Source organism: Sphingobium aromaticiconvertens, assembly GCF_037154075.1.
GTDB lineage: Bacteria > Pseudomonadota > Alphaproteobacteria > Sphingomonadales > Sphingomonadaceae > Sphingobium > Sphingobium aromaticiconvertens.
In genome coordinates this window covers 17,326-38,050 of sequence record NZ_JBANRJ010000004.1, presented here as the reverse complement: position 1 = coordinate 38,050, position 20,725 = coordinate 17,326, and the positions used below count along the sequence as shown (strand labels likewise).

The 20,725-nt window shown below is 57.9% G+C and carries 23 protein-coding genes and 2 pseudogenes; 13 read left to right on the top strand and 12 right to left on the bottom strand.

The window, feature by feature from the left end; genetic code table 11:
* Positions 1 to 3 precede the first annotated feature (3 nt).
* From WFR25_RS25915 to WFR25_RS25900, 4 genes are all read right to left on the bottom strand, one after another.
* Complete coding sequence (locus WFR25_RS25915) at positions 4 to 522, bottom strand: MbcA/ParS/Xre antitoxin family protein (RefSeq protein ID WP_336975234.1); 519 nt, start codon at positions 520 to 522, stop codon at positions 4 to 6.
* Between the two features lie 60 nt (positions 523 to 582).
* Positions 583 to 906 carry a WGR domain-containing protein gene (locus WFR25_RS25910; protein WP_336975233.1) on the bottom strand — a complete coding sequence of 108 codons (324 nt, stop codon included), beginning with the start codon at positions 904 to 906 and terminating at the stop codon, positions 583 to 585.
* A gap of 127 nt (positions 907 to 1,033) precedes the next feature.
* Positions 1,034 to 1,249: a conjugal transfer protein TraD gene (locus WFR25_RS25905; RefSeq protein ID WP_336975246.1), complete on the bottom strand. Its 216-nt coding sequence runs from the start codon at positions 1,247 to 1,249 to the stop codon at positions 1,034 to 1,036.
* Positions 1,250 to 1,343: 94 nt separating this feature from the next.
* Entirely contained in the window at positions 1,344 to 1,592 is a 249-nt protein-coding gene (locus WFR25_RS25900; RefSeq protein ID WP_336975245.1) for a conjugal transfer protein TraD, read from the bottom strand.
* A 169-nt stretch (positions 1,593 to 1,761) separates the two neighbouring features.
* Between WFR25_RS25900 and traA the strand changes: the two genes are divergently transcribed.
* The 6 genes from traA (at position 1,762) to WFR25_RS25870 (ending at position 7,029) form a co-directional block, all read left to right on the top strand.
* On the top strand, positions 1,762 to 4,653 hold the full coding sequence (traA, locus tag WFR25_RS25895) for a Ti-type conjugative transfer relaxase TraA (RefSeq protein ID WP_336975232.1): 2,892 nt from the start codon (positions 1,762 to 1,764) through the stop codon (positions 4,651 to 4,653).
* Positions 4,654 to 4,661: 8 nt separating this feature from the next.
* Positions 4,662 to 5,393 (top strand): DUF6118 family protein, encoded by a 732-nt coding sequence (locus WFR25_RS25890; RefSeq protein WP_336975231.1) that lies wholly within the window; start codon positions 4,662 to 4,664, stop codon positions 5,391 to 5,393.
* Between the two features lie 148 nt (positions 5,394 to 5,541).
* Complete coding sequence (locus WFR25_RS25885; RefSeq protein ID WP_336975230.1) at positions 5,542 to 5,775, top strand: type II toxin-antitoxin system Phd/YefM family antitoxin; 234 nt, start codon at positions 5,542 to 5,544, stop codon at positions 5,773 to 5,775.
* Entirely contained in the window at positions 5,772 to 6,158 is a 387-nt protein-coding gene (locus WFR25_RS25880) for a type II toxin-antitoxin system VapC family toxin (protein WP_336975229.1), read from the top strand. The genes WFR25_RS25885 and WFR25_RS25880 overlap by 4 nt, the downstream gene beginning before the upstream one ends.
* 296 nt (positions 6,159 to 6,454) lie before the next feature.
* Entirely contained in the window at positions 6,455 to 6,736 is a 282-nt protein-coding gene (locus WFR25_RS25875) for a type II toxin-antitoxin system ParD family antitoxin (protein ID WP_336975228.1), read from the top strand.
* Complete coding sequence (locus WFR25_RS25870) at positions 6,733 to 7,029, top strand: type II toxin-antitoxin system RelE/ParE family toxin (protein ID WP_336975227.1); 297 nt, start codon at positions 6,733 to 6,735, stop codon at positions 7,027 to 7,029. Before WFR25_RS25875 ends, WFR25_RS25870 begins: the two co-directional genes overlap by 4 nt.
* Before the next feature lie 92 nt (positions 7,030 to 7,121).
* On the opposite strand, the pseudogene WFR25_RS25865 reads toward WFR25_RS25870, so the two are convergent.
* From WFR25_RS25865 to WFR25_RS25840, 6 genes and pseudogenes are all read right to left on the bottom strand, one after another.
* A pseudogene (locus WFR25_RS25865) lies at positions 7,122 to 7,258 on the bottom strand (tyrosine-type recombinase/integrase); the annotation flags it as partial.
* Between the two features lie 333 nt (positions 7,259 to 7,591).
* Positions 7,592 to 7,795 carry a HepT-like ribonuclease domain-containing protein gene (locus WFR25_RS25860; RefSeq protein WP_336975226.1) on the bottom strand — a complete coding sequence of 68 codons (204 nt, stop codon included), beginning with the start codon at positions 7,793 to 7,795 and terminating at the stop codon, positions 7,592 to 7,594.
* Positions 7,792 to 7,929, bottom strand: a complete 138-nt coding sequence (locus WFR25_RS25855; protein WP_336975225.1) for a hypothetical protein — start codon at positions 7,927 to 7,929, stop codon at positions 7,792 to 7,794. Before WFR25_RS25855 ends, WFR25_RS25860 begins: the two co-directional genes overlap by 4 nt.
* Entirely contained in the window at positions 7,929 to 8,225 is a 297-nt protein-coding gene (locus tag WFR25_RS25850) for a nucleotidyltransferase family protein (RefSeq protein ID WP_336975224.1), read from the bottom strand. The genes WFR25_RS25855 and WFR25_RS25850 overlap by 1 nt, the downstream gene beginning before the upstream one ends.
* A gap of 79 nt (positions 8,226 to 8,304) precedes the next feature.
* A complete protein-coding gene (locus WFR25_RS25845) occupies positions 8,305 to 8,610 on the bottom strand; it encodes a type II toxin-antitoxin system ParD family antitoxin (protein WP_336975223.1) in 306 nt (101 codons plus the stop codon).
* 257 nt (positions 8,611 to 8,867) lie between these two features.
* Positions 8,868 to 10,112 (bottom strand): Fic family protein, encoded by a 1,245-nt coding sequence (locus WFR25_RS25840; protein WP_336975222.1) that lies wholly within the window; start codon positions 10,110 to 10,112, stop codon positions 8,868 to 8,870.
* A gap of 423 nt (positions 10,113 to 10,535) precedes the next feature.
* Here WFR25_RS25840 and WFR25_RS25835 point away from each other — a divergent pair, with 423 nt between their 5' ends.
* The 3 genes from WFR25_RS25835 to WFR25_RS25825 all read left to right on the top strand — a co-directional run bounded on the left by WFR25_RS25835 (position 10,536) and on the right by WFR25_RS25825 (position 12,681).
* Positions 10,536 to 11,885, top strand: a complete 1,350-nt coding sequence (locus WFR25_RS25835) for an IS1380-like element ISSp1 family transposase (protein ID WP_013039775.1) — start codon at positions 10,536 to 10,538, stop codon at positions 11,883 to 11,885.
* Positions 11,886 to 12,134: 249 nt separating this feature from the next.
* Complete coding sequence (locus WFR25_RS25830; protein WP_336975221.1) at positions 12,135 to 12,386, top strand: type II toxin-antitoxin system ParD family antitoxin; 252 nt, start codon at positions 12,135 to 12,137, stop codon at positions 12,384 to 12,386.
* A gap of 1 nt (position 12,387) precedes the next feature.
* On the top strand, positions 12,388 to 12,681 hold the full coding sequence (locus WFR25_RS25825) for a type II toxin-antitoxin system RelE/ParE family toxin (RefSeq protein WP_336975220.1): 294 nt from the start codon (positions 12,388 to 12,390) through the stop codon (positions 12,679 to 12,681).
* Between the two features lie 150 nt (positions 12,682 to 12,831).
* On the opposite strand, the gene WFR25_RS25820 is transcribed toward WFR25_RS25825, so the two are convergent.
* Complete coding sequence (locus WFR25_RS25820) at positions 12,832 to 13,779, bottom strand: tyrosine-type recombinase/integrase (protein WP_336975219.1); 948 nt, start codon at positions 13,777 to 13,779, stop codon at positions 12,832 to 12,834.
* A gap of 338 nt (positions 13,780 to 14,117) precedes the next feature.
* Here WFR25_RS25820 and WFR25_RS25815 point away from each other — a divergent pair, with 338 nt between their 5' ends.
* From WFR25_RS25815 to WFR25_RS25805, 3 genes are all read left to right on the top strand, one after another.
* Positions 14,118 to 14,354 carry a hypothetical protein gene (locus WFR25_RS25815; RefSeq protein ID WP_419723230.1) on the top strand — a complete coding sequence of 79 codons (237 nt, stop codon included), beginning with the start codon at positions 14,118 to 14,120 and terminating at the stop codon, positions 14,352 to 14,354.
* Between the two features lie 138 nt (positions 14,355 to 14,492).
* The gene (locus tag WFR25_RS25810) at positions 14,493 to 16,889 is read left to right on the top strand and encodes a glycosyltransferase (RefSeq protein ID WP_336975218.1); all 2,397 of its coding nucleotides are present in this window, start codon (positions 14,493 to 14,495) and stop codon (positions 16,887 to 16,889) included.
* A gap of 50 nt (positions 16,890 to 16,939) precedes the next feature.
* The gene (locus WFR25_RS25805) at positions 16,940 to 17,467 is read left to right on the top strand and encodes a hypothetical protein (RefSeq protein ID WP_336975217.1); all 528 of its coding nucleotides are present in this window, start codon (positions 16,940 to 16,942) and stop codon (positions 17,465 to 17,467) included.
* 398 nt (positions 17,468 to 17,865) lie between these two features.
* Here WFR25_RS25805 and WFR25_RS25800 read toward each other — a convergent pair.
* A pseudogene (locus tag WFR25_RS25800) lies at positions 17,866 to 18,312 on the bottom strand (transposase); the annotation flags it as partial.
* A gap of 454 nt (positions 18,313 to 18,766) precedes the next feature.
* Here WFR25_RS25800 and WFR25_RS25795 point away from each other — a divergent pair.
* Complete coding sequence (locus WFR25_RS25795) at positions 18,767 to 20,632, top strand: coiled-coil domain-containing protein (protein ID WP_336975216.1); 1,866 nt, start codon at positions 18,767 to 18,769, stop codon at positions 20,630 to 20,632.
* Positions 20,633 to 20,725 lie beyond the last annotated feature (93 nt).

Here is a 20,725-nt window from a genome sequence, read left to right as displayed (position 1 = left end):
CGATCACTGGAAGACGATCTCGCTATCCTCATAAGGCGCAAAATCCGCTTCCGCAGTGGTGGGCGGCATATAGAGACCGCCCCGCGCCGCATCGAGGAAGCGGCGGACCGTCATCAGTCCGTCCTGCGTGCCGTTGGTGACGAGCCTGATTGGCGGGTTCCCGCCGAACAGGCGCGCATCATGAGGCTGGCGAAGCCAGGCCACGCCGCCATGCTCTTGGGCGAACAGGACGCCCAATGCCTGATGAATGCCAAGGATCGCCGAAATACGGGTCAGCACGTCGACATCAAGGGTGATGGAGCCATGCTCACGGGCCTGCTTGCACCAGCTATGATAGGTGGAGCGCGAGGGATAGCCCAGGATCAGGCGGCGTTGCTCTTCCGTTAGCCCCCACAGATCGGCGATGGCTAGAAATGTGCGCAAGGCGGGCGCGCTCAGCCGACGGCGATTGGACGGCGCGAAGCGGGAAACATCCAATATGACGGAGCCATCATTGGGTATAAAATCAACAGATTGTCTCATGGGTCCAGCCTCCACATATGGATTTAGTCTATATCTGGACATTTATCAACTGTGCTTTAGCTAGCCGAATGATCCTGCGGCTGCGGTGGGTTCTTCGGCGTCGATAGGCATGATCTGATACTCCACCCCGATCCGTTTATGCGCGCCACCCCTTTTCTTGAGGATCGATCGCACATAGTTCTGCGCGGCCCTCGCGTTTGCAAAGCTCCGCTGCTGGTGCTGTCCCCTTGCGCCGATCCGTCCCCAGCAGGTTTCGACAACCCATAAGTCGAACAGGTCCATGGCGATCCATATGCTATAGTCCCGGGCGATATTGCGGGCAGGATCGAGGGCGCGCAGCTGGATGATGCGGGGCGGTAGAGCGGGTTCCATGCCGGGCAGCATAAAGGCTCTGCTTCCCATCGCCTTATGACCACGTCCCCTCTACTGATTCATCGGCTCGATCACCGAGCGGCTGACGTCAAGGTTGATGATCAGCATTAGAGGCAGGCTTGGTATTTGCGGGAGCAGCCTATGTCCTGTCGGCTCCAGCCTCTGCATCAAACGCACGACGGCCACGTCGCTTCCAGAGCATCAACACATCGGTATTCTCTTGGGCCTGAATAGCCAATTCGAGTAGCGCGCCGTAGAGTGTCGCGCGATCGTCGTCGGTGAGATCGACAAGGCCCGCCTTCTGGACGAGGCCGCCCAGTTCGATCAGGTGGCGGGTGCGTTCTCTTCGCTGCATCACCCATTCCCGCGTATCGGTGCGGCGCTCGCTGGCTTCGACGCGGCGGATGGCACGCTGCGTGTGCGCCATCGCCTTGCCTGTCGTTGTGAAATCACGGGCGAGCCTTTTTCCTGCGTCGCTGAAAGAAGGCAGCGCCTTTCACGCGCCACGCCCCCCTTTCTTCTGCGCTGGCAGTTTCCACGACATGCAGCATCGCGCCGGCGAGCGTATCAAGATCGAGCGCATCGGCCCCGGTCGCGGTGACGAGCTGGCCAAGCTGTTCGACCTTCTTCGTCTTTAAAGACCGGGCCTTGTCATTGAGTGCTTTTAGCTCCGCATCATAATCGCGCACTTTACGCATCATGGCTCTCCTTCAGGCGATCTGGAGCAGGCAGAATATCAGCCTCACTTGTTGGGAGAACCAGCCAAACAACAAAATGCGATGAAGTCAATCATACGAACGATAGAGAGTTTAAGTGCGCGCTTATACATCGTTGCCGACATATGCTCAGAAAGGCAGTATGAATGGCATGGCGATCTACCATTTCTCTGCCAAAGTCATCAGCCGCGCTAATGGATCAAGTGCGGTGGCGTCGGCCGCCTATCGTTCGGCATCCGAGCTGCATGATAACCGGCTTGGGCGTGACCATGATTTTTCGAACAAGACGGGTGTCGTCCATTCGGAAATCCTGCTGCCTACAGGTGCGCCGGAGCATCTGTCCGATCGCGCCACTTTGTGGAATGAGGTTGAAGCCGGAGAGAAGCGCAAGGACGCCCAGCTTGCTCGCGAGGTGGAGTTCGCTATTCCCCGTGAGTTGGACCAGAGCCAAGGCATCAGTCTCGCGCGCGATTTTGTCGAGAAGCAGTTTGTCGAACGCGGTATGGTCGCCGACCTCAATGTGCATTGGGATATGGGCAAGGATGGCCAGCCCAAGCCGCACGCTCATGTCATGCTGTCGATGCGGGAGGTTGGTCCGAAAGGCTTTGGCCAGAAGGTGCGCGACTGGAACAGCATAGCGTTGCTGAAGAACTGGCGCGAGGCCTGGGAAACCCATGTCAACGCGCGTTTGGCCGATCTGGACATCGACGCCCGGATAGATCACCGGACGCTTGAGGCGCAAGGGATCGACCTTGAGCCGCAGCACAAGATCGGCCCGGCAGGCTCGCGCAGGCTCATGCGTGGTGAGGCTGCCGAGCGCGCCGACGATCATGTGCGGATCGCGCGGGAGAATGGCGAAAAGATCATCGCCAGCCCGACCATCGCACTGGACGCGATCACGCGCCAACAGGCGACGTTCACGACCCGCGACCTTGCGATGTTCATCCACCGGCAGAGCGACGGCAAGGACCAGTTTGATCAGGCCATGAGCGCGGTACGATCCAGTCCTGAATTGGTGGCGCTGGGGAAAGATGGAAAAGGCCTGGTGCGGTTCACCTCGCGTGACATGATTGCGGTCGAGCGGCGGTTGGACCAGGCCGCCGATCGACTTGGCGCCATGGCCCGTCATGGTGTCAGTGATCAGCGCCGTCAGGATGCGGTGGCGATGGCCGAAGAACGAGGACTTATCCTGTCAACCGAACAGCGCGGGGCGCTGGAACATATCACTGGCCCCGAGGGGCTGGCATCGGTCGTCGGCTATGCCGGCACTGGCAAGTCGGCGATGTTGGGCGTGGCGCGGGAGGCTTGGGAGCGCGCGGGCTATCAGGTGCGCGGGGCGGCCCTGTCAGGCATTGCAGCGGAAAGTCTGGAGGGCGGATCGGGAATCACCTCGCGAACGATCGCCGGGCTTGAATATCAGTGGAGCCAAGGCCGCGAGCAGCTCGGGCCACGCGATATCCTGGTGATCGATGAGGCGGGCATGGTCGGTACGCGGCAGATGGAGCGCATATTGTCCCAGGCTACCAACGCGGGTACTAAAGTGGTACTAGTTGGCGATCCTGAACAATTGCAGGCGATCGAGGCAGGCGCCGCCTTCCGCAGTCTTGCCGAGCGGCATGGCTGGGCCGAGATCGGCGAGATACGCCGCCAGCGCGAGGACTGGCAGCGGGACGCAACCAAGGCGCTGGCCACGGGCCGCACGGGTGAGGCTGTCCACGCTTATGAAGCGTACGGCATGGTGCAGGTGGCTGACACCCGTGAACAGGCCCGCAGCGACTTGGTGGACCGCTGGGACGCGCAGCGCCTCGCCGATCCGGAGCAGAGCCGGATCATCCTCACCCACACCAATGCCGAGGTGCGCGATCTGAACCTCGCCGCGCGCGAGCGTCTGCGCGATGCTGGCGAACTGGGCGGTGACGTACAGGTCGCGGCCGAGCGGGGGTCGCGCGCCTTTGCATCGGGCGATCGCATCATGTTCCTGAAAAACGAACGTGGGCTTGGGGTGAAGAATGGCACGCTGGGGAAGGTGGAGCGCGTAAGCCCCGACAGCATGGCAGTGCGGCTCGATGATGGTCGCAGGCTTGCGTTCGACCTCAAAGACTATGCGCATGTCGATCATGGCTATGCCGCCACCATCCATAAGTCGCAGGGGGTGACGGTGGATCGGGCGCATGTGCTGGCGACGCCGGGGATGGATCGTCATTCAGCCTATGTCGCGCTGTCGCGGCATCGAGACGGCGTACGGCTTCACTATGGCCGAGATGATTTCGCCGGGCAGCGCCAGCTTGTCCGCACCCTTGGCCGCGAGCGGGCCAAGGATATGGCGTCCGATTATGCCCGCGGTCCTGGGCATGAAATTCGTGCTTTTGCCGACCGGCGCGGGTTGTCGGGCGAAATCCGCCTGCCCGACACACCGCGTCGTGGCATGTTCGACGGCCTGCGCCTGTCACGCGCATCGGCTCCGGCAAAAGAAGCCGCTCAGCAGGAGCGCGAGGGAGATCGGACGCTGTCGCGCGCGGTGGTGCGCGTGGCGCGATCGGCCGATGCCATCGCTCAGGCGCAGGCGAAGGGTGCACCGGTTCTGGAGCATCAGAAAGTCGCGCTGAAACAGGCGCGCGATGCGCTCGACACGATCCGGCCTGGCGCATCGCGAGACATGGTTGCGGCGACCGAGCGCAATCCTGGCTTTGTCCGCGATGCGGCGGCGGGGCGCAGCGGCCCGATGCTCGCTGCTATGGTGCAGGAAGCGCAGGTGCGGACTGATCCGCATCTGCGCGCCGACAGGTTCGTGGAGCGTTGGCAGGAACTTCAGGCTGATCGCGACCAGCACTATCGGGCCGGTGACATGGCGGGCCGCGACCGTGCGGGCAAGGCAATGGCAGGCATGGCCAAAAGTCTGGAGCGCGATCCGCAGATGGAATCGGTGCTGCGTGGCCGCACGCGCGAACTGGGGCTTGAGATGGGTGCGGAGCGGGCGCGCGATCTGGGCCGCGCATTGACGCGGGATCTGGGCATTGGCCATGATCGGGGGCTTGAGCGATAGGAGGAAGGATGGCGGATCACTATGGCGAAAACGGGCAGAACGCCGCCGATCCGGCGGAAGCCTTCGAGCGGCTACGCGGCGAAGTGGCGCTGTTGCGCCGCGCGGTCGAGGGGCTGACAGCCGCGCGCGAGTCCATCGACATACCCGACTATGAGCCGACGCTAGCCCGCACGGAGACAGTGCTGGGCCTATTGGCGAAGCAGGTCGACGCAATGCGCAAAAGCCCCGCCATGACGCTGACCCCGGAAACAATGGGGAGCCGCCTGAACGCATCCGTCACGGAAACGGTGAACGCGGTGCGTGGGCAGACACAGGTCTCCAAAACGGCGCTGGACGGCGCGGTCGGCGATCTGCGCAGCCTGGTGGCGTCGGCGCGGCGTGCCGATGAGCAGAAGCGATGGCTCATAATCGCGGGCGGCGGCGGTATCGTGGCAGGTGTGTTGCTTTATGCGGTGTTGGCGGGGCCTTTTGTGCGTCTGATGCCGACACGCTGGCAATGGCCCGAACGCATGGCAACGCGGGCGCTGGGTGAGCAGGGTGCGTGGGAAGCAGGACAACGGCTGATGCAGACGGCGGCGCCGGAAAGCTGGCGTGCTATCGTCGCTACCTCGCCGCTCGCAGAAGGCAACCGTGAGGCAGTGCAGCAGTGCCGTGAGGCGGCCGAGAAGGCCAACAAGCCGGTGCGCTGCACGATCGAGGTCAAGCCTGACGGTGCGGCCGATCCGCCATCAGGTAGGTGACACGATAGATGGTTGCCATTAGATCCACGCTGGCTTCCCTTTGGGGGCTTGTCGAACGTTTGCTGTCTCCAGACCTCGCACGTCAATGACGATGCCTCCTTGTTCGCCAAGGCAAAGTTAGCTATATTATTAGCTAAGGAGATGTCTCATGGCCCAGTTCTCGGTTCACGATGCCAAGACCAACCTGTCCCGGTTGATCGCCGATGCGCTTGCGGGCGGTGAGGTGGTTATTTCCCGGGGGAATGTGCCGGTGGTGCGCCTGGTTCCTGTTGCGCCGCGCGGCAAGCGGTGTTTTGGGGCGTTCAAGGGCAGGATTGCAATGGATGCCCGCTTCGATGAACCACTGCCCGAGGACGAACTGGGTGGCTGGAATTTGGTTTGAGACTGCTGCTTGATACGCACGCGCTGATCTGGTGGCTGGCGGGCGACGAAGCGTTAAGCCATCGTGCCCGCGAAGCCATGGGCGATGAGGCGAACAGCGTTGCCGTTAGCGCCGCCTCTGCCATGGAGGTCGCCACCAAATTCCGTATCGGCAAATTGTCCGACGCAGCTTTGTTGGCCCAGGATTTCGAGGCCATCATTGCCGGTCAGGGTTTCACCGAGTTGGCGATTACGGTTTACCATGCCCGGATCGCCGGTGAGATGAACATCGCTCATAAGGATCCGTTCGACCGTCTGCTGATCGCTCAGGCGCAGGCTGAAGACATGGTGCTGGTCTCAAACGAGGCGCTGTTCGACGGTTTCATGGTGAAACGGCTCTGGTAGGGTCCTAGGGTTACAAGAACTGGCGGCTGACATTCATCCGCCCGATCAGCGCCCGTTACATGCACGCAAGAAAGTGCAGCATTATCTTACCGGCTATGATCTTTCTGCGCTCACGCCACACAGTTTGAGTTCGGCAGCCAGGACGCGTGGGTCAATATGCGTATCCCGCCGAATTGTTGGAGCAGGCGTTGCATCGTAAGATTGTGAGCATCATGGATAGCGACCGGTGATGGCGCTGGGCCAAACCTTGACCTATTGGCAATTTTTGCCATAATGGAGATAGGAGGTAACAGCCAATGGCTACCATGAATGTTTCCCTGCCCGATCCCATGCGGGACTATGTGCAGAACCGTATCGACAGCGGCCAATATGCCAGCGTCAGTGACTATGTACGCGACCTGATCCGCCGCGATCAGACCGAAACAGAGGTTGAGCAGGGTTGGCTGCGCGAACTGGACGCCTCAATTGAGCGCGGCTTGGAGGATGAAAGGGCGGACCGCCTATACGACCTTGGGGAAGTTTGCGCGGAGGTTCGCGCGGAAATAGAAGGGATGGCGGGCGAGCAGTCGCTTCAATGAAAGTCTTCCTGACCCGTGACGCCCGCAATGATCTTGTGGCGATCGGCCGCCACATCGCAAAGGACAACCCGACGCGGGCATTAGCGTTTGTTGCAGAGCTGGAAAACTCCGCCCTGCGCCTCGGTGAAATGCCCCGTGCTTTCCCGCTGGTCCCGCGCTACGAGCAACACGGCATCCGGCGGCGCTCATACCGGGGTTATGGCATCCTCTACGCGGTGCGGAGCGACAAAATCGTTGTTTATCGCTTCCTTGGGCCGGGACAGGATCACGACCGCGCCTTGCGGCTGAATTGAGGTTCGAGCGATGGAAGCCCATGAGGGCCATAGCCATGTGGTATAACCCCGGCGGGCGGCAACACGCCTAACGAGATCGCTAACGCCCATCTCGCCATCGTCGCAGCCGTTTCCAGCGTGCCGCCGTTTTCAAATAGCTGGTGATCCCGGTCGCGCGGAACGAGTGGTTGTTGATCGCCGTCCCGATTTCGGCCGCCGCCGCGCGTCGGCGCACCATCGCGAACGCACTGATTAACTGAATAGGTCGGCCCGCAGCCTTGCCGTCGAACTTGAAAACCTGCTCTTGCGCCGCATCCCCTCAAAGCACGCTTTCCCCCCGCCTCGCCCGCGCGCTTTTCGTGTCGGTTTTGATGCATTGTCTATTGGTTGCCAAAGTGGCGAAAACCTTGGGCAGGTCTACGGTTTTCCGCTCCCCTATGTTGATGCATTTTGATGCAGCGAGCGGGCGGCGGCGCAACAAGCCTGACGGTGTGACTTGAGCACATTTCAAGGACCTTCTGCTTAAAGAAACCCCCATTTGTTTCAGCAGCAAGCCGGTCGCTTCCGCGCTCGGCCTGCCTGCCTATTCCGGACAGCGGGCGGATTCTTCGACCACCATCGCTTTGATCGGTTCCAGGCTCATCGCCGCCTGCCAAACCAAATGAGCATCAACCCCGAAATAATCATGGCTCGCGAAGTTGCGGAACGTCGCCATCTCGCGCCACGGCAGATGGGAGTGCCGCGCCTTGACCTCATCCGACAGTTTCTTGCTGGTTTCACCGATCATACGAGACGGTAGGTCAAGGCGTCATAGGCTTCGTCGTTCGCCACCAGTTCGTCAAAAGTCCGGCCTTTAACCGATTTCTCGGCCCGCGCGATCAGCAATGCGAGATCGTCCAGCGTGTCCAGCAATCCAGCCATCAAAAAACCCGGATCATCTCGCCCTCGATGCGCTCTCGCAAGCGGGGACGCAGACCGATGCGCGATACCAGATCGACCTTTGCGCCAAGTTCATCGGACAGTTCCAGCATTGCCTTCGCCTGATCGAACAGGCTGAATTTCCGAGACGGGTCATATTCGTAGAGTAAATCAACGTCGGAAGTTGCTCCGGCTTCGCCCCTGGCCGTTGATCCGAACAGGTAAAGCGCGTTGATGCCGCGCTCGCGGAAGCGGCGCTCAAATGGCTTCAACCGGGTGATCACATTGGCCTTTTTCATGGCTCCATTATGCGCCAGCCTTGCGTAACACGCAATTTTCTATCCCCATGGTGGCCGCGCGACCGGTCGACACAATAGATCAGACCAGCGAACCGGCCTTGAGGTCGGGAAATCGTGTCAGGCCGTCCAAAAACGGAATGACGGCAATGAGCGCGTCGCACACTTCGTCAAGATCGTGACCGCCACCCGCCTTCATTTCCTGAAGGCTTTCGTCAATCGACGCATCGAGTGCCTTCAGCCAGCGTTCTTCATCAACGATCGCGCTTTGATCGCGGCGGATCAGGTCGCGCACATAATCGCTGACGCTGGCATATTGGCCGGTGTCGATACGGTTCTGCACATAGTCCCGCATGGGATCGGGCAGGGAAACATTCATGGTAGCCATCGGCTGATACCTCCAACCCATCCTTTATGGCAAAAATTGCCATAAATTCAAATATACGCTTTCCCTTTCTTGCCGCCCCTGCCCTCCTCAAGCTGCTGGCCATGGCGCGCGATGATATGACTGCGGACGTGTTCAGTCGCTCGAAGGCTGAAGGAATGCATTCGCGAGCGCGCGGGGCGCCGACGGAATTGCTATCCGGATACGATTGAAAGAAGCTGAAAGGCGATCGGCTGGCAGCGGCGACTTGCTGTTTAATTTCATCCCATCTCGGGATACAAACGGGGGAATAGTGTCTCCAGCGCATGGGCGGGGAAGCGCAGCGACACCGCGCCTTTTTCCGTTTCCGACGCCAGCAGTCCTTCGTCTGTCAGTCCTTTAAGCACACGCCGCGCCGTGCGTTCGGGCAGGCCAGTGATGCGCGAGGCTTCCCCGCGCTCGAACGCGCCGCGGATAAGCGCTTCCTGAAGCAGTCGTGCCGCTTCGGGTGCCAACGTCTCGCTGCGCGCGACATAGCGCGTGAGCCGCGCGCCCAGCGCATCCAGATCGAACAGGCCGCCCATATAATCAAGTTGGTCCAGGCATATCCGCAGGAACCAAGTCGCAAAATCGGTGAGCGCCGCCAGCGACAGATTACCGCGCCCATCGCGATCGCCCCGCCGGGGTTCGTCCGCCAGCGCCATGTAGCGGCGATATTCGAGCCGCCCCTGCGGTCCTGGCTCCAGCCCCCGCGCGAGCCCCCGCGAGATCGACCACAGGCCATGGGCGCCGATGCCGGCGCGATGCGCCATGGCATGGCTCATCAGCCGGCTGACCCGGCCATTGCCGTCGGGAAACGGGTGAATATAGTTGAACCGGTGATGCGCCGTCGCCAGCGCCAGTATCCGGCGCGCGCGCCCTTCTCCCACGCCCAGCAGACGATTGTTTGGCGCAGGGTCGAATGTGAAACGACGATGGAAATAGGTCATGAAATCGGCCACCCGGTCCGGCGATGGTGGCACATGCCGACCGACCGCGACGTCATGGGCGGTATCGTGGCGCCAGACGCCAGGCTCCATGCGGAAGGCGTGGTCCCCCTTCCCCATCATCAGCATCGCCTCGCCCGCGCGTTCGTAAAAGGCGCGGTGTAACTCGCAAATGAAGTCCAGCGCCGCTGGATCACCCAGCGACCCCGCACTGGCCTGGGCATCTATTTTCTCCTGCACGCGATAATGGGCAGCGGCCTCGATCTGGAGATTACGGCGCGCATCGTCATCAGTGGCGATAATGCCTTCGAGTGCCTGCTCGATCTCGCGCGGGCGGGTGTTGTGCCCTTCGATGAGATTGCTGTAATAGGTGTTCATGATCCGCACGAGCCGCGCCAGATTTGCAGCAGTCGTGGGATGCAGTGCCCTGCCCAGAACCTCCGCCCGCGCCGCGACATCGGCGACAAGATCGAGCAGAAGGCCTTCAGGCGCGTCAATGCGCACAGGTTCGATCCGATCAGGAGCTTCTATTAAGGGCATTTGGCCGATCTTACGGGCTATAAAATCTTAAAGTATCTGGTTTTTTTAATAAGATCGAGGGAATTTTGGCCGATCTTCTGGCCTATTACAGTTGACTAGTTTTCTTTGTCCCGCATCGGCATGGCGATCGGCTCCTGCACAGCTAAATGCTGCGCAGCCAAAAAGACCGCACCTCAAATCCATACCCGCCACCTCCGCCGTTGCTGAGCCTATCCTCAGGCTAAGTACCTGCCCCACCGTACACCGTGGATTGCCCACCACAGACTATCTCGCACGGGTGCTGCCGGGCGCCTAGCCCGCCTTATTCACCAAAAGTGTCCTGAAGGGTTGGCGGGAGTGGCGTAAGCCTCTGATCTGAATTAGGAACTGGGTGTCTAAGCCGAACCTGCCGCAGGGCAGAAAATGCCACGGGCCACACCCGCCATGAACGATGATATCGCAAGCTCATTTGGATTCCCAGCAGTCGGCCGCAAGAAAATCACAGCTGCGTTCGACGGTGGCCGGCTTACCTCGGATGGCGGTGTTCTACTGCTTGCACAGGCCGAGCGCGCGATGGGGATTTGCCAGCGCCTGGCGGCTTGTATTGCCGATCCGCGCGATCCAGCGCGGGTGATCCATCGCCTGGATGACATTCTGCGTGCCCGTGTGTTCGCGATTGCGTGCGGCTATGAGGATGCCGATGATCTCGATGCTCTGCGCGACGATCCAGGCTTCCGCCTGGCGCTCGGCAAGCTGCCGGAATCGGGCGCGGGGCTGGCCAGCCAACCGACGATGAGCCGGTGGGAAAATGCACCGACTACGCGCGAACTGGCCAGCATGATGGCCGCGATGATCGACATCTACTGCGCCAGCTATCCCGCCCCTCCGACAGCGGTCACGCTGGATATCGACGACACGTGCGACGTCGTGCATGGCTATCAACAGCTCTCGTTCTGGAACGGGCATCATGGGGAGCGCTGCTTCCTACCGATCCATATCTACGACACCGCGACCGGCAGGCCGGTGGCCATGCTGCTGCGCACAGGCAAGACGCCTTCTGGAAAGGAGGCGGCGGGGCACATCCGACGCCTGGTGCGTCACCTGCGCCGTAATTGGCCCGATACCCACATCACTATCCGCGGCGACGGGCACTATGGTCGACCCGAGGTCATGGCCTACTGCGATGCGGCCCGCGTCGATTACGTGTTCGGCCTGCCCACCAATTCAGCGCTGCGCGCCGATCCCGCCATTGTTGCGGTCGCCGATGCCTGCGCGGTCAAGCGCGCCCAGCGTCAGTGTCCCGTCCTGCGCAACTATGCCGAGACCCGCTATGGGGCAAAGACCTGGAAGTGCCAGCGTCGCGTCGTTGCACGGATCGAGGCCAGCACGCTGGGCATGGACATCCGCTATGTCGTCACCTCGTTGGCAACAGGATCGGCCGAGCACATCTACGACACGCTCTACTGCGCGCGTGGTCAGGCCGAGAACCTGATCAAGCGCCACAAGTCCCAGCTCGCCAGCGACCGAACCTCGTGCCGCTCGGCCAATGCCAATCAGATGCGCCTGATACTGCACACTGCCGCATACTGGCTGCTATGGCGCATCCAGCAGGCGATGCCCAGGACCGCTGCTCTGGCAAGCGCGGAGTTTACCACCTTGCGCCTGCGGCTGCTCAAGGTCGCTGCGCGCGTCGTAGAAAGTGCTAGCCGCATCCGCATTGCCTTCGCTTCCGCCTGTCCGGATGCCGACCTGTTCCGCGCCCTCGTTCTCCGGCTGAAGCCTGCGCCGACGTAGCCCATGCGGCAGCGCCGCAGAACTCCGAGCCCAGCCCTTCAACCCGAAAAGCCCATCAATCCGAATGCGGTGAAACAAACGCCAGCGATGCCGGTCGTCCGCGCAATACAGCCAGCCGCAGCAAATGCCCAGAGCGGGCCCGAAACCGAGCGTCGTGAATAAGAGAGGCTAGGGTTGAACATCGCACGCTCGCGACCTAGTATGAAATATTCATAACGGCGAGAAGCGAAGATGGGCGACTATTCCAGAATGACGATCGTGGTCCCCGAGCCGATGGTGGAATCGATCCAGGCGGCAATCGCGGCGGGGGAATATGCGTCGGTGAGTGAAGTCGTGCGCGATGCGATGCGGCTGTGGAACGAACGCCGGGCATTTCGCGCGGAGGAACTGCGCGCGCTGCGCGCTGCATGGGACCGGGGCAAGGCCAGCGGCGTCGCGGGGCCGTTCGACATGAAGGCGATCATCGCGGAAGCAAAGAGCGAAGCGAACGCCGCGCGCTGATATGGCCGACATCATTATCTCGCGCGAGGCGCAGGCGGATTTTAAGCGCATCTGGCATTATATCGCCTTGGATGATGAGGCCGCCGCTGACCGGCTTCTCCTTGCGATTGATGAAAAGATCGGGCGACTTCGCGACTTTCCCAACTTAGGCGCGCCGCGCGAAGAAATTTTCCCCGGCGCGCACACGCTTGTCCACGGCAGCTATCTTGTCCTCTATGAATATGATCCCGCGGTCGATCAGATCGAAATCGTCGCTGTCGTGGAAGGGATGCGGGATCTCGACCGTCTGTTCTGACGGATGACCAAGCGACCCCGCTCGGCGAGCTGAGACTAATACTGCTGGCCTGAAACGAAAGTAAGGCAATGCAAGTATTTCCGCCGACAAAGCCTCCGCAGACATTAGACTTCTTGCACAGCGAAATGCTGGGCAGGCCAAGACGCTGCCTTAAATCCGCACCCGCTCCACCTCTGCCAAGGTAATCTCGTCACGGCGGCGATCGTAGATCTGGGTTGTTCGGGTGGAGGCGTGGTTGGCCATGGCGGCGGCGTTTTCCAGCGTACCGCCATTTTTGAGGTAGGTGGTGATCCCGGTCGCGCGGCAACTATGGTTGCCGATGCGGGTTTTGATCCCGGCGGCCTGCGCGCGGCGACGCACCATCGCATGGGCGTCGGGCTGGCTGAGCGGCGTTTGGCTTAGTTGCTTGGTTTCGCGGCTGATGGTGCGGAACAGCGGTAAGCGTGGCTCGGTCAGGCCGCATTGTTCGATATAGGCCATCAGATACTCTTCGAGCTGATGATGGCAGGGCATTTCATGCCGCTTGCCGCCCTTCTCATGCAGGCGCAGCCATAGCCGCCGCCCCTGCACGAACACATCCTCGCGCTTCATGGCCAGCGCCGCGCCTACGCGCGCAAAGCTGTAGATCATCAGGCCAATCAGGGCCCGGTCGCGCAGGCCCGTCTGGCTCGACACGTCGATCGCATCGAGCAGCGCCCTCGCCTCCTCCACCTCCAGCACCGGGGTTCGGCCGCTGCGCGACGAGTAAGCTGGGCCGCGTACGCTGGATGCCGGGTTGAACGGGAGGATCTGGCCCACGACCAGCCAGTCGAACAGATGCCGGATCGCCGCCAAGCGCTGCTTGACCGTGGGAGCCGACAGCGACTGGCCCAGTTCCTCGATCCAGCCCGCGATATGGATGGGCGTGATGGCGGTCAGATCGCGCACGCCGTGATTGAAACACCAGACCAGACAATCACGTGCGGCGCGTGCATAGGCGCGGCGCGTGTTCGCGTTGCGGATATTAGCCGCGAAAAACTCCAGGAAGCGGGTGCGGGTGCGCTGGGACGCATCGGCGATGATCGGCAGCGTTGGCGACAGGGTGACGAGGCTGGTCATCGGGGAGTTTTCGGGCCGCAATCCATGAACAGGATTCTAAATGCAGATCATCCTTTGATAAAGGACATTATCAAAGGATAATACGGCTTGAGGACAGGAACGGCTCATCAGCAACTAATTTTCGCCCGCGATGACATTTACGTTCCTGCATGACCCTTGCGATCGCGCAGGCCCTGCCAGCCCTCACCGCCGATCGGGCATGGGGAAAGGTGGACGTTGAGGGTCTGGCGATTGAAGTGGTTCGATGATCGGGATTCGCAAGGCCATGGCGTCATTCTCAAGAATGCGCCAATTCGTGCTTTCGAGTAGAAATAGACAGGCATGATTTCGGGGATGAAATGACCGTCACAGCCACTGCGCAAGGCGAATTGTTTCGGCTCGACAGTCCGCTGACCGGCGAGATCCGGGGCGAGCGGTCGCTGATGGCCTTTCCCTTTTTCGCGCTGAGTAAGAACGCCTGGATGAAGCCGCCGGCCTATGCGACGCCCACCGTCACCATCGAGGTGCCGACCAGCGCGCGGGATCGCCGCATGCCAACTGCGCGTCCGCAGAAGTTTGTGCATTCACGTCGGTAGGGGGTAGGTTCCTTTTCACAGACTCTTTTTTTCCAGCTTCCTATGCGGTGCGGTCCGATGTTGCTTTGCTTGAGGAGCTTCGTTACCGGCAGTGGGGCACGAGGCGATCGACCGAGCGCATAATTTGAAGGAATAAGGATGTTGCGCGGTACAATGCCTGTGGAAAATACTGGTCGGACAGCGGTTTTTACCATCAGCTCCAACAATTACATGCCTTATACTCGTACTCTTGTTAATTCATCAGTTGCGGCGCATCCGGACGCTGATCACTTTCTATGCCTCGCTGATACCAAGGTAGGAGCGAAAAACTTCTATCCTGAAAAATGTCAGATTTTGGAAACGCGCGAACTAGAAATACCTGATTTTCCGGGTTTTGCTTTTCGCTACGATATTATGGAAATGAATACGGCAGCCAAGCCGTACATGTTTCTGCATTTGTTTGATCTGGGTTATGATCGGGTCGTTTATTTCGATCCAGACATAAAGGTTTATCGAGAAATCACCCCTGTGTTCGAGGCTTTCGATGCCGGAGCGCGGGCAGTTTTCACTCCTCACCTGACGGAACCTGCTGAAACGGCAACGCCGCCCGATGACATTACGATTATGCGCGCCGGTATCTACAATTTGGGTTTCGCCGCGTTCCGCCGCAGCGAGGGTGTCGAGGAGGTGCTGCGCTGGTGGGCGCGTCGTCTGCGATACCAGTGTATCAATGCACAGGATGACGGCATTTTCGTGGACCAGAAATTTATGGATCTGGTTCCCGGCTTTCTTCCTGATGTTACTATTCTACGCAATACGACGCTTAATGCTGCTTATTGGAACTTGTTTCAGCGGCATCTCGAAGAGAATGGAGAGGAAGATTGGTTAGTGGATGGAGATCCGCTTATATTCTTCCACTTCAGCGGATACGATCCACGAAATTCCCAACAGTTATCAAAGCATACTGCAATGTTTTCGGAGAACAATGGCGAAGCATTGCTTAGCCTTCTTCATGATTATAAGAATGATCTAAAGATTAATGGGCTTTATTCTACACCTAAGGCAAATTATGCATATGAATGCTTCAGAAGTGGCGCGAAGATACCAACTTTCGTGAGGCATTATTTTCGCAATAATCATTTCACTTGGAATGGGGATCCGTTCGAAAATTTCCAAGACTATCTGGAGCAACCATCTCTAGGTACGGCCGAGGCTCCCGACGGGCTGATTTGTACCAACCTGATGCATGCCCTTTGGCAGACTTCAGACTATCTGCGCATGACCTACGATCCCGCCACGGCTGCGGGTGTAACCGGCCTAGCTGAATGGTTTGTTCGCCATAGTCACCGATCAGGCATTGATCCCCGCCTCACGCATGCAATTATAGAGCGCGTGAGCAATGCGCGTCGTTGGAAAAGGGACAACCGTCCTCCCGCGTCCCAGCCCTCAAGCGTTGATATATCTGTTATCGGCTACCTTACAACGAACACTGGTGTGGGTGAAGTTGGAAGGCTGACGCTCAAGTCTCTTGCGGGTTCTGGCCGCCGGATTGATGGCATGGATATCGATCTGAACGTCGCTTCCTCCCGCACCAACATGGAGGTGGAATCCTTCATGAGCGATAAAGCAAGCGGCCGGCTGCATATATTCAACGTCAATGCCGACCAACTGCCGTTGGTCCAAAGCGCCTATAATGATCGGTTAGGGGCCGGGGCATATCGCGTGGCGATGCCATTCTGGGAACTTGCGGACTTTCCTGATCCCTGGATCAGCTCTTTCGACCATGTGGACGAGATTTGGGCCCCTTCTCGATTTATTCAGTCCGGACTTGTCATGAAGACGAAGAAGCCCGTGATCCACATGCCGGTCGCTCTCGACTTCACAATCAATCAGATCTTTGATCGCAAATCACTGGGGCTGCCGGAAGAGCGTTTTATTTTCCTGTTTTCCTTCGACTTCCTTTCATTCAGGAGCCGCAAGAACCCCGAAGCGGTAATTGCTGCCTTTAGCGCTGCGTTCAAGGGAGCATCCTACAGAGACCATGTTTCTCTAGTCATCAAATGCGTCAACTCGCACCATGTGCCGGATGAACTTCGGCGGATACGCGAGGCGATAGACAGCAGTCTGGACGTGCATATCCTAGAGGCCGAACTGACCCGTACCGAGATGCTTGGACTGGTGCAGGCTGCTGATTGCGTTGTTTCACTGCACCGCAGTGAGGGGTTGGGGCTACTCATCGCCGAAGCTATGGCGCTGGGTACGCCCGTCATCGCCACGGACTACTCAGCCACCACCGATCTGGTTACAGCTGACACCGGCTATCCGGTAGAATACAAGCTCAAAGACTTGAAGGCTGGCGATTATCCATTCGCCACAGGTCAGGTATGGGCAGATCCGGACATCTCCCATGCGGCTTGGCAGATGAGGAAGGCCGTAGATGATGCAGGTAACAACGATGAAATGTTGGAACGTGCGAGAGCCAGCATCATCGCAAATCATGGGACTGAAGCCGTTATCCGTGCCCAGGAGCGGCGATTGCAAGAGCTGGGATTGTAAGACAGATGAGCAACGGCACAGGTAGACGGAACGATGGGAACAAGAGCTTCATGGATGAAGGCGAACACAGGGACGTAACAGTGCGTAACGATACGTCGGATAAACCCGCCGCCATCTCAAAAGTAAGGCAGGTAGGAGTGGACACGCGTAGTCGAGAGGCGTTTGAGTTGCTCAAGCTTGGGGAAGCGATCTGTAATCTTCAGGTAGATCAGCGCAAAATGCGGTTGAGCGCAGAAGACATGCGGTTTGAACGTGACCGCTACAAAGCGTCCGCAGCCGCTTTTCAGGACAAGCTGGTCGCTGCGTTGAATGAAAATGCTAGATTGCGCGATCTACGTGAAGTGCTCAGCGCCCTTTCACTGGAGAGAGGCGCAGCTTTGGCGGAAAGAGATGATGAACGGAAGCGCCTGACGGCGGCACTGGATGAAAGCGAAGTGCGGTTTGCGAAAATGCACCAAGAGAATGAGCATCTGCTAGGCGAATTGCATGAGGCTAGGGGGCAGGCAGAAGGCATGCGCCAGGCGTTCATAGAAATAACGCGCAATCTCATCAAAGAGGCCAGGTCGGCTGACGAGTGAGCAGCGACGTAGCGTTAGTATCGAAGCGGTAGAGCGCCGGCGAGGCAAGTGAATTTTTCTGAATATAGGGGCAAGGTTATGACCATTAGCCGTGAGGACGTAATCTGGATTTACAAAATTTTTCTCGGGCGTGAACCTGAGAGTGAGGATGTTATCGCACACCAAGTGAATAGCGGTAAGTCTCGTATCGAAATGATCTCGCAAATAATAGAAAGTGAAGAGTTTATCGGCAAGCACATAGTTTGTTGAACCTCGCGCAGTAAGCTGGACGCCTCGAAGAACCTATGGATTTTCGGCTGATGGACGCGCGCTGGCGCGAGGCGGCCTGGTTGGGTGCCTCGCAGGTTTTTTTTCGTCCGATTTTGCGGCCGAACCGCTCTTTGTAGGCCAATTCGATATCAAGCAGGCGCAGTTGGGCCTTCGCGCCATGCGAGGCGCTGAAAGTTTAGACCAGGTTCGCCATGCCGATCTTGATCCTGGCGCGGGCGATGCCGATGGTTCGGACGACAAGGCCCATCCTGCTTCTGCCCGGCAAAGACATGCTCGACGGCAGCGCGGACCTTTGAGCGCCGTGCATTGGCCCCGGCCGCCCGTTCGGGCAGTGGGCGCCTGGGCAACCGCTTTTGATGGATATTGCTGGTGAACATACCCCTGGCGAGGAACGCCTCGTCTTCTTCGATCGATAGGCCGTGTCGGCCCACCCCTGAGCAGTGTTCTCCTTGCTGATCAGATCGGGCAGTTGCGCCCCCTCATGCGCTTTGACAGCGCTCGCATCCCAAATGCGGATCAGACCGTGGACCCGGGACCCGGTCGATGCCAATATGATTCTTATCGCCGAACATCGGGGATGGCCAGATCAACCGTAAGCGGTAAAAATCCCCCACGTGGTAAGATCCCATGATCCAATCTGATCGGATCCTGCTCCATTTTTGGCCTGTGGGCGGACCAAAAGCTGCCGCTGTCGAGCGGCGGGCGTTGTATCGGTGCGCGCCTCGCTATTCCAATATATGGTGATGGGCGCTACCCCCAAATTCTGACAAGCTTACCAGTGATGCTGGGACTTGATGTCGTCTAATTTGTTTCAAAAACTCCGATTATCTGACCTTAATAACATGCGATAGGTAAAATCCGATCGCAGCGCTTGACGACAGGTCCGAACCAAATAACAACAGATGAAGGCGGCATAGCCTTGTCGTGAAGGGCATATGTTTATTAAGGCAATAATATCATTCATTAAACGATAAATCATTTGATAATAATTTATATAAAACCTCTGATGATTAAATATCAGGAAAATAAATGAAAATAATTGAAAATATTGGCGGAGAAATAAGTCCGATATTCTTGCATTCTTCATTTCGGACCGGAAGCACGTGGGTGTGGTCAAAATTTAGAAGTAATTCTGAATGCTATTGTTACTATGAGGTGTTCAACGAAATACTTCAGACGATAAATTTCAAGAATATCCTACAATCTGCTTCCACTTGGAATTCGCACCACCCAGCGGGTGCGCCATATTTTTCAGAATTCAGCCCATTGTTGGATAAGGTCAAAGGCATAAAAGGCTTTGATGAACGCATGTCGTTTGCGGATTTTTTTCTGGATTTAAATGATGATGAGGATCGGGTGCGTCGAACGGGCGCCTATCTTTCTTCTCTCGTGAGTTTGGCGCAGCAAAACGGACGGATCCCGGTATTATCTTGCACCCGGAGCATCGGGCGCGTCAAAATGATTAAAAGCCACATCGGTGGGACGCATATTCTCATTAAGAGGCGTTTGCTTAATCAATGGTTCTCTTATTCAAACCAAGCGCAAAATTTAAATCCTTATTTTTTTAGAACTATTATTCAAACGGTCCAAGCAAAAGACGCGGACAATTTCATAATAACGATAAATAATTTATTGACAGAAAATGATTTCAATCAAGATTCATTAAATGAAAATCATGATACTTTGCTTATTGCATTTTTGTGCCTGCATATCTATCTTAATTTTAAATATAAAGATAACTTCGATATAATATTAGATTTGACAAAGGGGGTATCTAATTCTGATCTGAATGCAGATATACAGATGATTCTTGATCATACATCCGTACAGGTCGATCTTTTTGATTACAGCGATATTATTTCAGCGCCCCAAAAATTGATTGGGGATATTGATCGCGTTTTTAGCATGGTGCGCTCGCTCTTCGCACAGGGTATCGCAGGCTTGAATGACGATGCGCTGCGCAATGTTGTTGATAGCGAGCTGGCTGATTTCCGCGAAGGATATGAACAATATTGTCGCATAGCTGGATCAGCGCATCTTCAGTTGGAAATAGGGGACGCTGCTCGAATGCGCCTGGAGACGCAATTCAACACCGTTACCGAGGAGCTCACGAAGGTTCATTCGTCCGCGAACCAGCAACTGGAGGAATTGACGGCGCAGCTAAAGGCTGCATCGGGGGAACTGGAAAGTATTGTCCCGCGCCTGCAGGCAGCAGAACTGACTTTGCAGCAGGAACACGCGCACCGTCAATCCTTGAGCGATCAGTTGTCGCAGGCAACTGGTCAGGTTCAGCAACTACAGCAGGAGTTGGAGCAGAACCAGACGCATTACGGCGCACTTGAGCGTCGATGCATGGAAAGCGAGCAGGCGCGGGTGTCTATCGAAGCGGCGATGCAGGTAGTCCAGGAAAGATGCTCTGCCTTGGAACAGGACGTTCAGCAGGAGGTGAGCAGAGCGGCAACGCTGAGCGCGCAGCTGGAAGCTGCAGAGGGGGAAGCGACGACCGTGGCGCAGAACCTACAGGAGACGGAGTTGGCGTTGCAACACGAACGCGCGCGCCATCAATCCCTTAGCGATCAGATGACGCTGGTGAATGAGCAGGTCCAGCGACTGCAGCAGGAACTGAAACAAAGCCAAACGCAATACGGCGTACTTGAGCTGCGGTGTATGGAAAGCGAGCAGGCTCGGATATCCGTCGAAACGGCGATACAGGTAGCTCAGGAAAGATGCTCTGTCTTGGAATGCGACGTTCAGCGAGCAGACCGTGCGCTGGAACAGCAATGGGCGGAAACACAGCAGGTCTTGGCAGAGCTAGAATTTATCGTGAGCGGCGAAGCAGAGGAGAAAGATGCTTTCGAGCGCCATTGGTCTACCATGATCAAGCGGCTCAGGTAACCCAAACACGTGCAGGTTTCCTTACCCTGGGTGGCCATGATCGCTCTCAGGGTAGCCCCCAAATTTGAGGAGTCTGGTCCCACAACCACGCTA

What these genes read in the sequence shown, in the direction of transcription:
- WFR25_RS25795 (WP_336975216.1), top strand. Translation starts at nt 18,767, where the DNA reads ATGAAAATAATTGAAAATATTGGCGGAGAAATAAGTCCGATATTCTTG.
- WFR25_RS25805 (WP_336975217.1), top strand. Translation starts at nt 16,940, where the DNA reads ATGGATGAAGGCGAACACAGGGACGTAACAGTGCGTAACGATACGTCG.
- WFR25_RS25810 (WP_336975218.1), top strand. Translation starts at nt 14,493, where the DNA reads ATGTTGCGCGGTACAATGCCTGTGGAAAATACTGGTCGGACAGCGGTT.
- WFR25_RS25870 (WP_336975227.1), top strand. Translation starts at nt 6,733, where the DNA reads ATGAAAGTCTTCCTGACCCGTGACGCCCGCAATGATCTTGTGGCGATC.
- WFR25_RS25860 (WP_336975226.1), bottom strand. Translation starts at nt 7,795, where the DNA reads ATGATCGGTGAAACCAGCAAGAAACTGTCGGATGAGGTCAAGGCGCGG.
- WFR25_RS25855 (WP_336975225.1), bottom strand. Translation starts at nt 7,929, where the DNA reads ATGGCTGGATTGCTGGACACGCTGGACGATCTCGCATTGCTGATCGCG.
- WFR25_RS25815 (WP_419723230.1), top strand. Translation starts at nt 14,118, where the DNA reads ATGACCGTCACAGCCACTGCGCAAGGCGAATTGTTTCGGCTCGACAGT.
- WFR25_RS25845 (WP_336975223.1), bottom strand. Translation starts at nt 8,610, where the DNA reads ATGGCTACCATGAATGTTTCCCTGCCCGATCCCATGCGGGACTATGTG.
- WFR25_RS25835 (WP_013039775.1), top strand. Translation starts at nt 10,536, where the DNA reads ATGAACGATGATATCGCAAGCTCATTTGGATTCCCAGCAGTCGGCCGC.
- WFR25_RS25820 (WP_336975219.1), bottom strand. Translation starts at nt 13,779, where the DNA reads ATGACCAGCCTCGTCACCCTGTCGCCAACGCTGCCGATCATCGCCGAT.
- WFR25_RS25825 (WP_336975220.1), top strand. Translation starts at nt 12,388, where the DNA reads ATGGCCGACATCATTATCTCGCGCGAGGCGCAGGCGGATTTTAAGCGC.
- WFR25_RS25850 (WP_336975224.1), bottom strand. Translation starts at nt 8,225, where the DNA reads ATGAAAAAGGCCAATGTGATCACCCGGTTGAAGCCATTTGAGCGCCGC.
- WFR25_RS25915 (WP_336975234.1), bottom strand. Translation starts at nt 522, where the DNA reads ATGAGACAATCTGTTGATTTTATACCCAATGATGGCTCCGTCATATTG.
- WFR25_RS25885 (WP_336975230.1), top strand. Translation starts at nt 5,542, where the DNA reads ATGGCCCAGTTCTCGGTTCACGATGCCAAGACCAACCTGTCCCGGTTG.
- WFR25_RS25875 (WP_336975228.1), top strand. Translation starts at nt 6,455, where the DNA reads ATGGCTACCATGAATGTTTCCCTGCCCGATCCCATGCGGGACTATGTG.
- WFR25_RS25905 (WP_336975246.1), bottom strand. Translation starts at nt 1,249, where the DNA reads ATGCAGCGAAGAGAACGCACCCGCCACCTGATCGAACTGGGCGGCCTC.
- WFR25_RS25890 (WP_336975231.1), top strand. Translation starts at nt 4,662, where the DNA reads ATGGCGGATCACTATGGCGAAAACGGGCAGAACGCCGCCGATCCGGCG.
- traA (WP_336975232.1), top strand. Translation starts at nt 1,762, where the DNA reads ATGGCGATCTACCATTTCTCTGCCAAAGTCATCAGCCGCGCTAATGGA.
- WFR25_RS25900 (WP_336975245.1), bottom strand. Translation starts at nt 1,592, where the DNA reads ATGCGTAAAGTGCGCGATTATGATGCGGAGCTAAAAGCACTCAATGAC.
- WFR25_RS25830 (WP_336975221.1), top strand. Translation starts at nt 12,135, where the DNA reads ATGACGATCGTGGTCCCCGAGCCGATGGTGGAATCGATCCAGGCGGCA.
- WFR25_RS25910 (WP_336975233.1), bottom strand. Translation starts at nt 906, where the DNA reads ATGCTGCCCGGCATGGAACCCGCTCTACCGCCCCGCATCATCCAGCTG.
- WFR25_RS25840 (WP_336975222.1), bottom strand. Translation starts at nt 10,112, where the DNA reads ATGCCCTTAATAGAAGCTCCTGATCGGATCGAACCTGTGCGCATTGAC.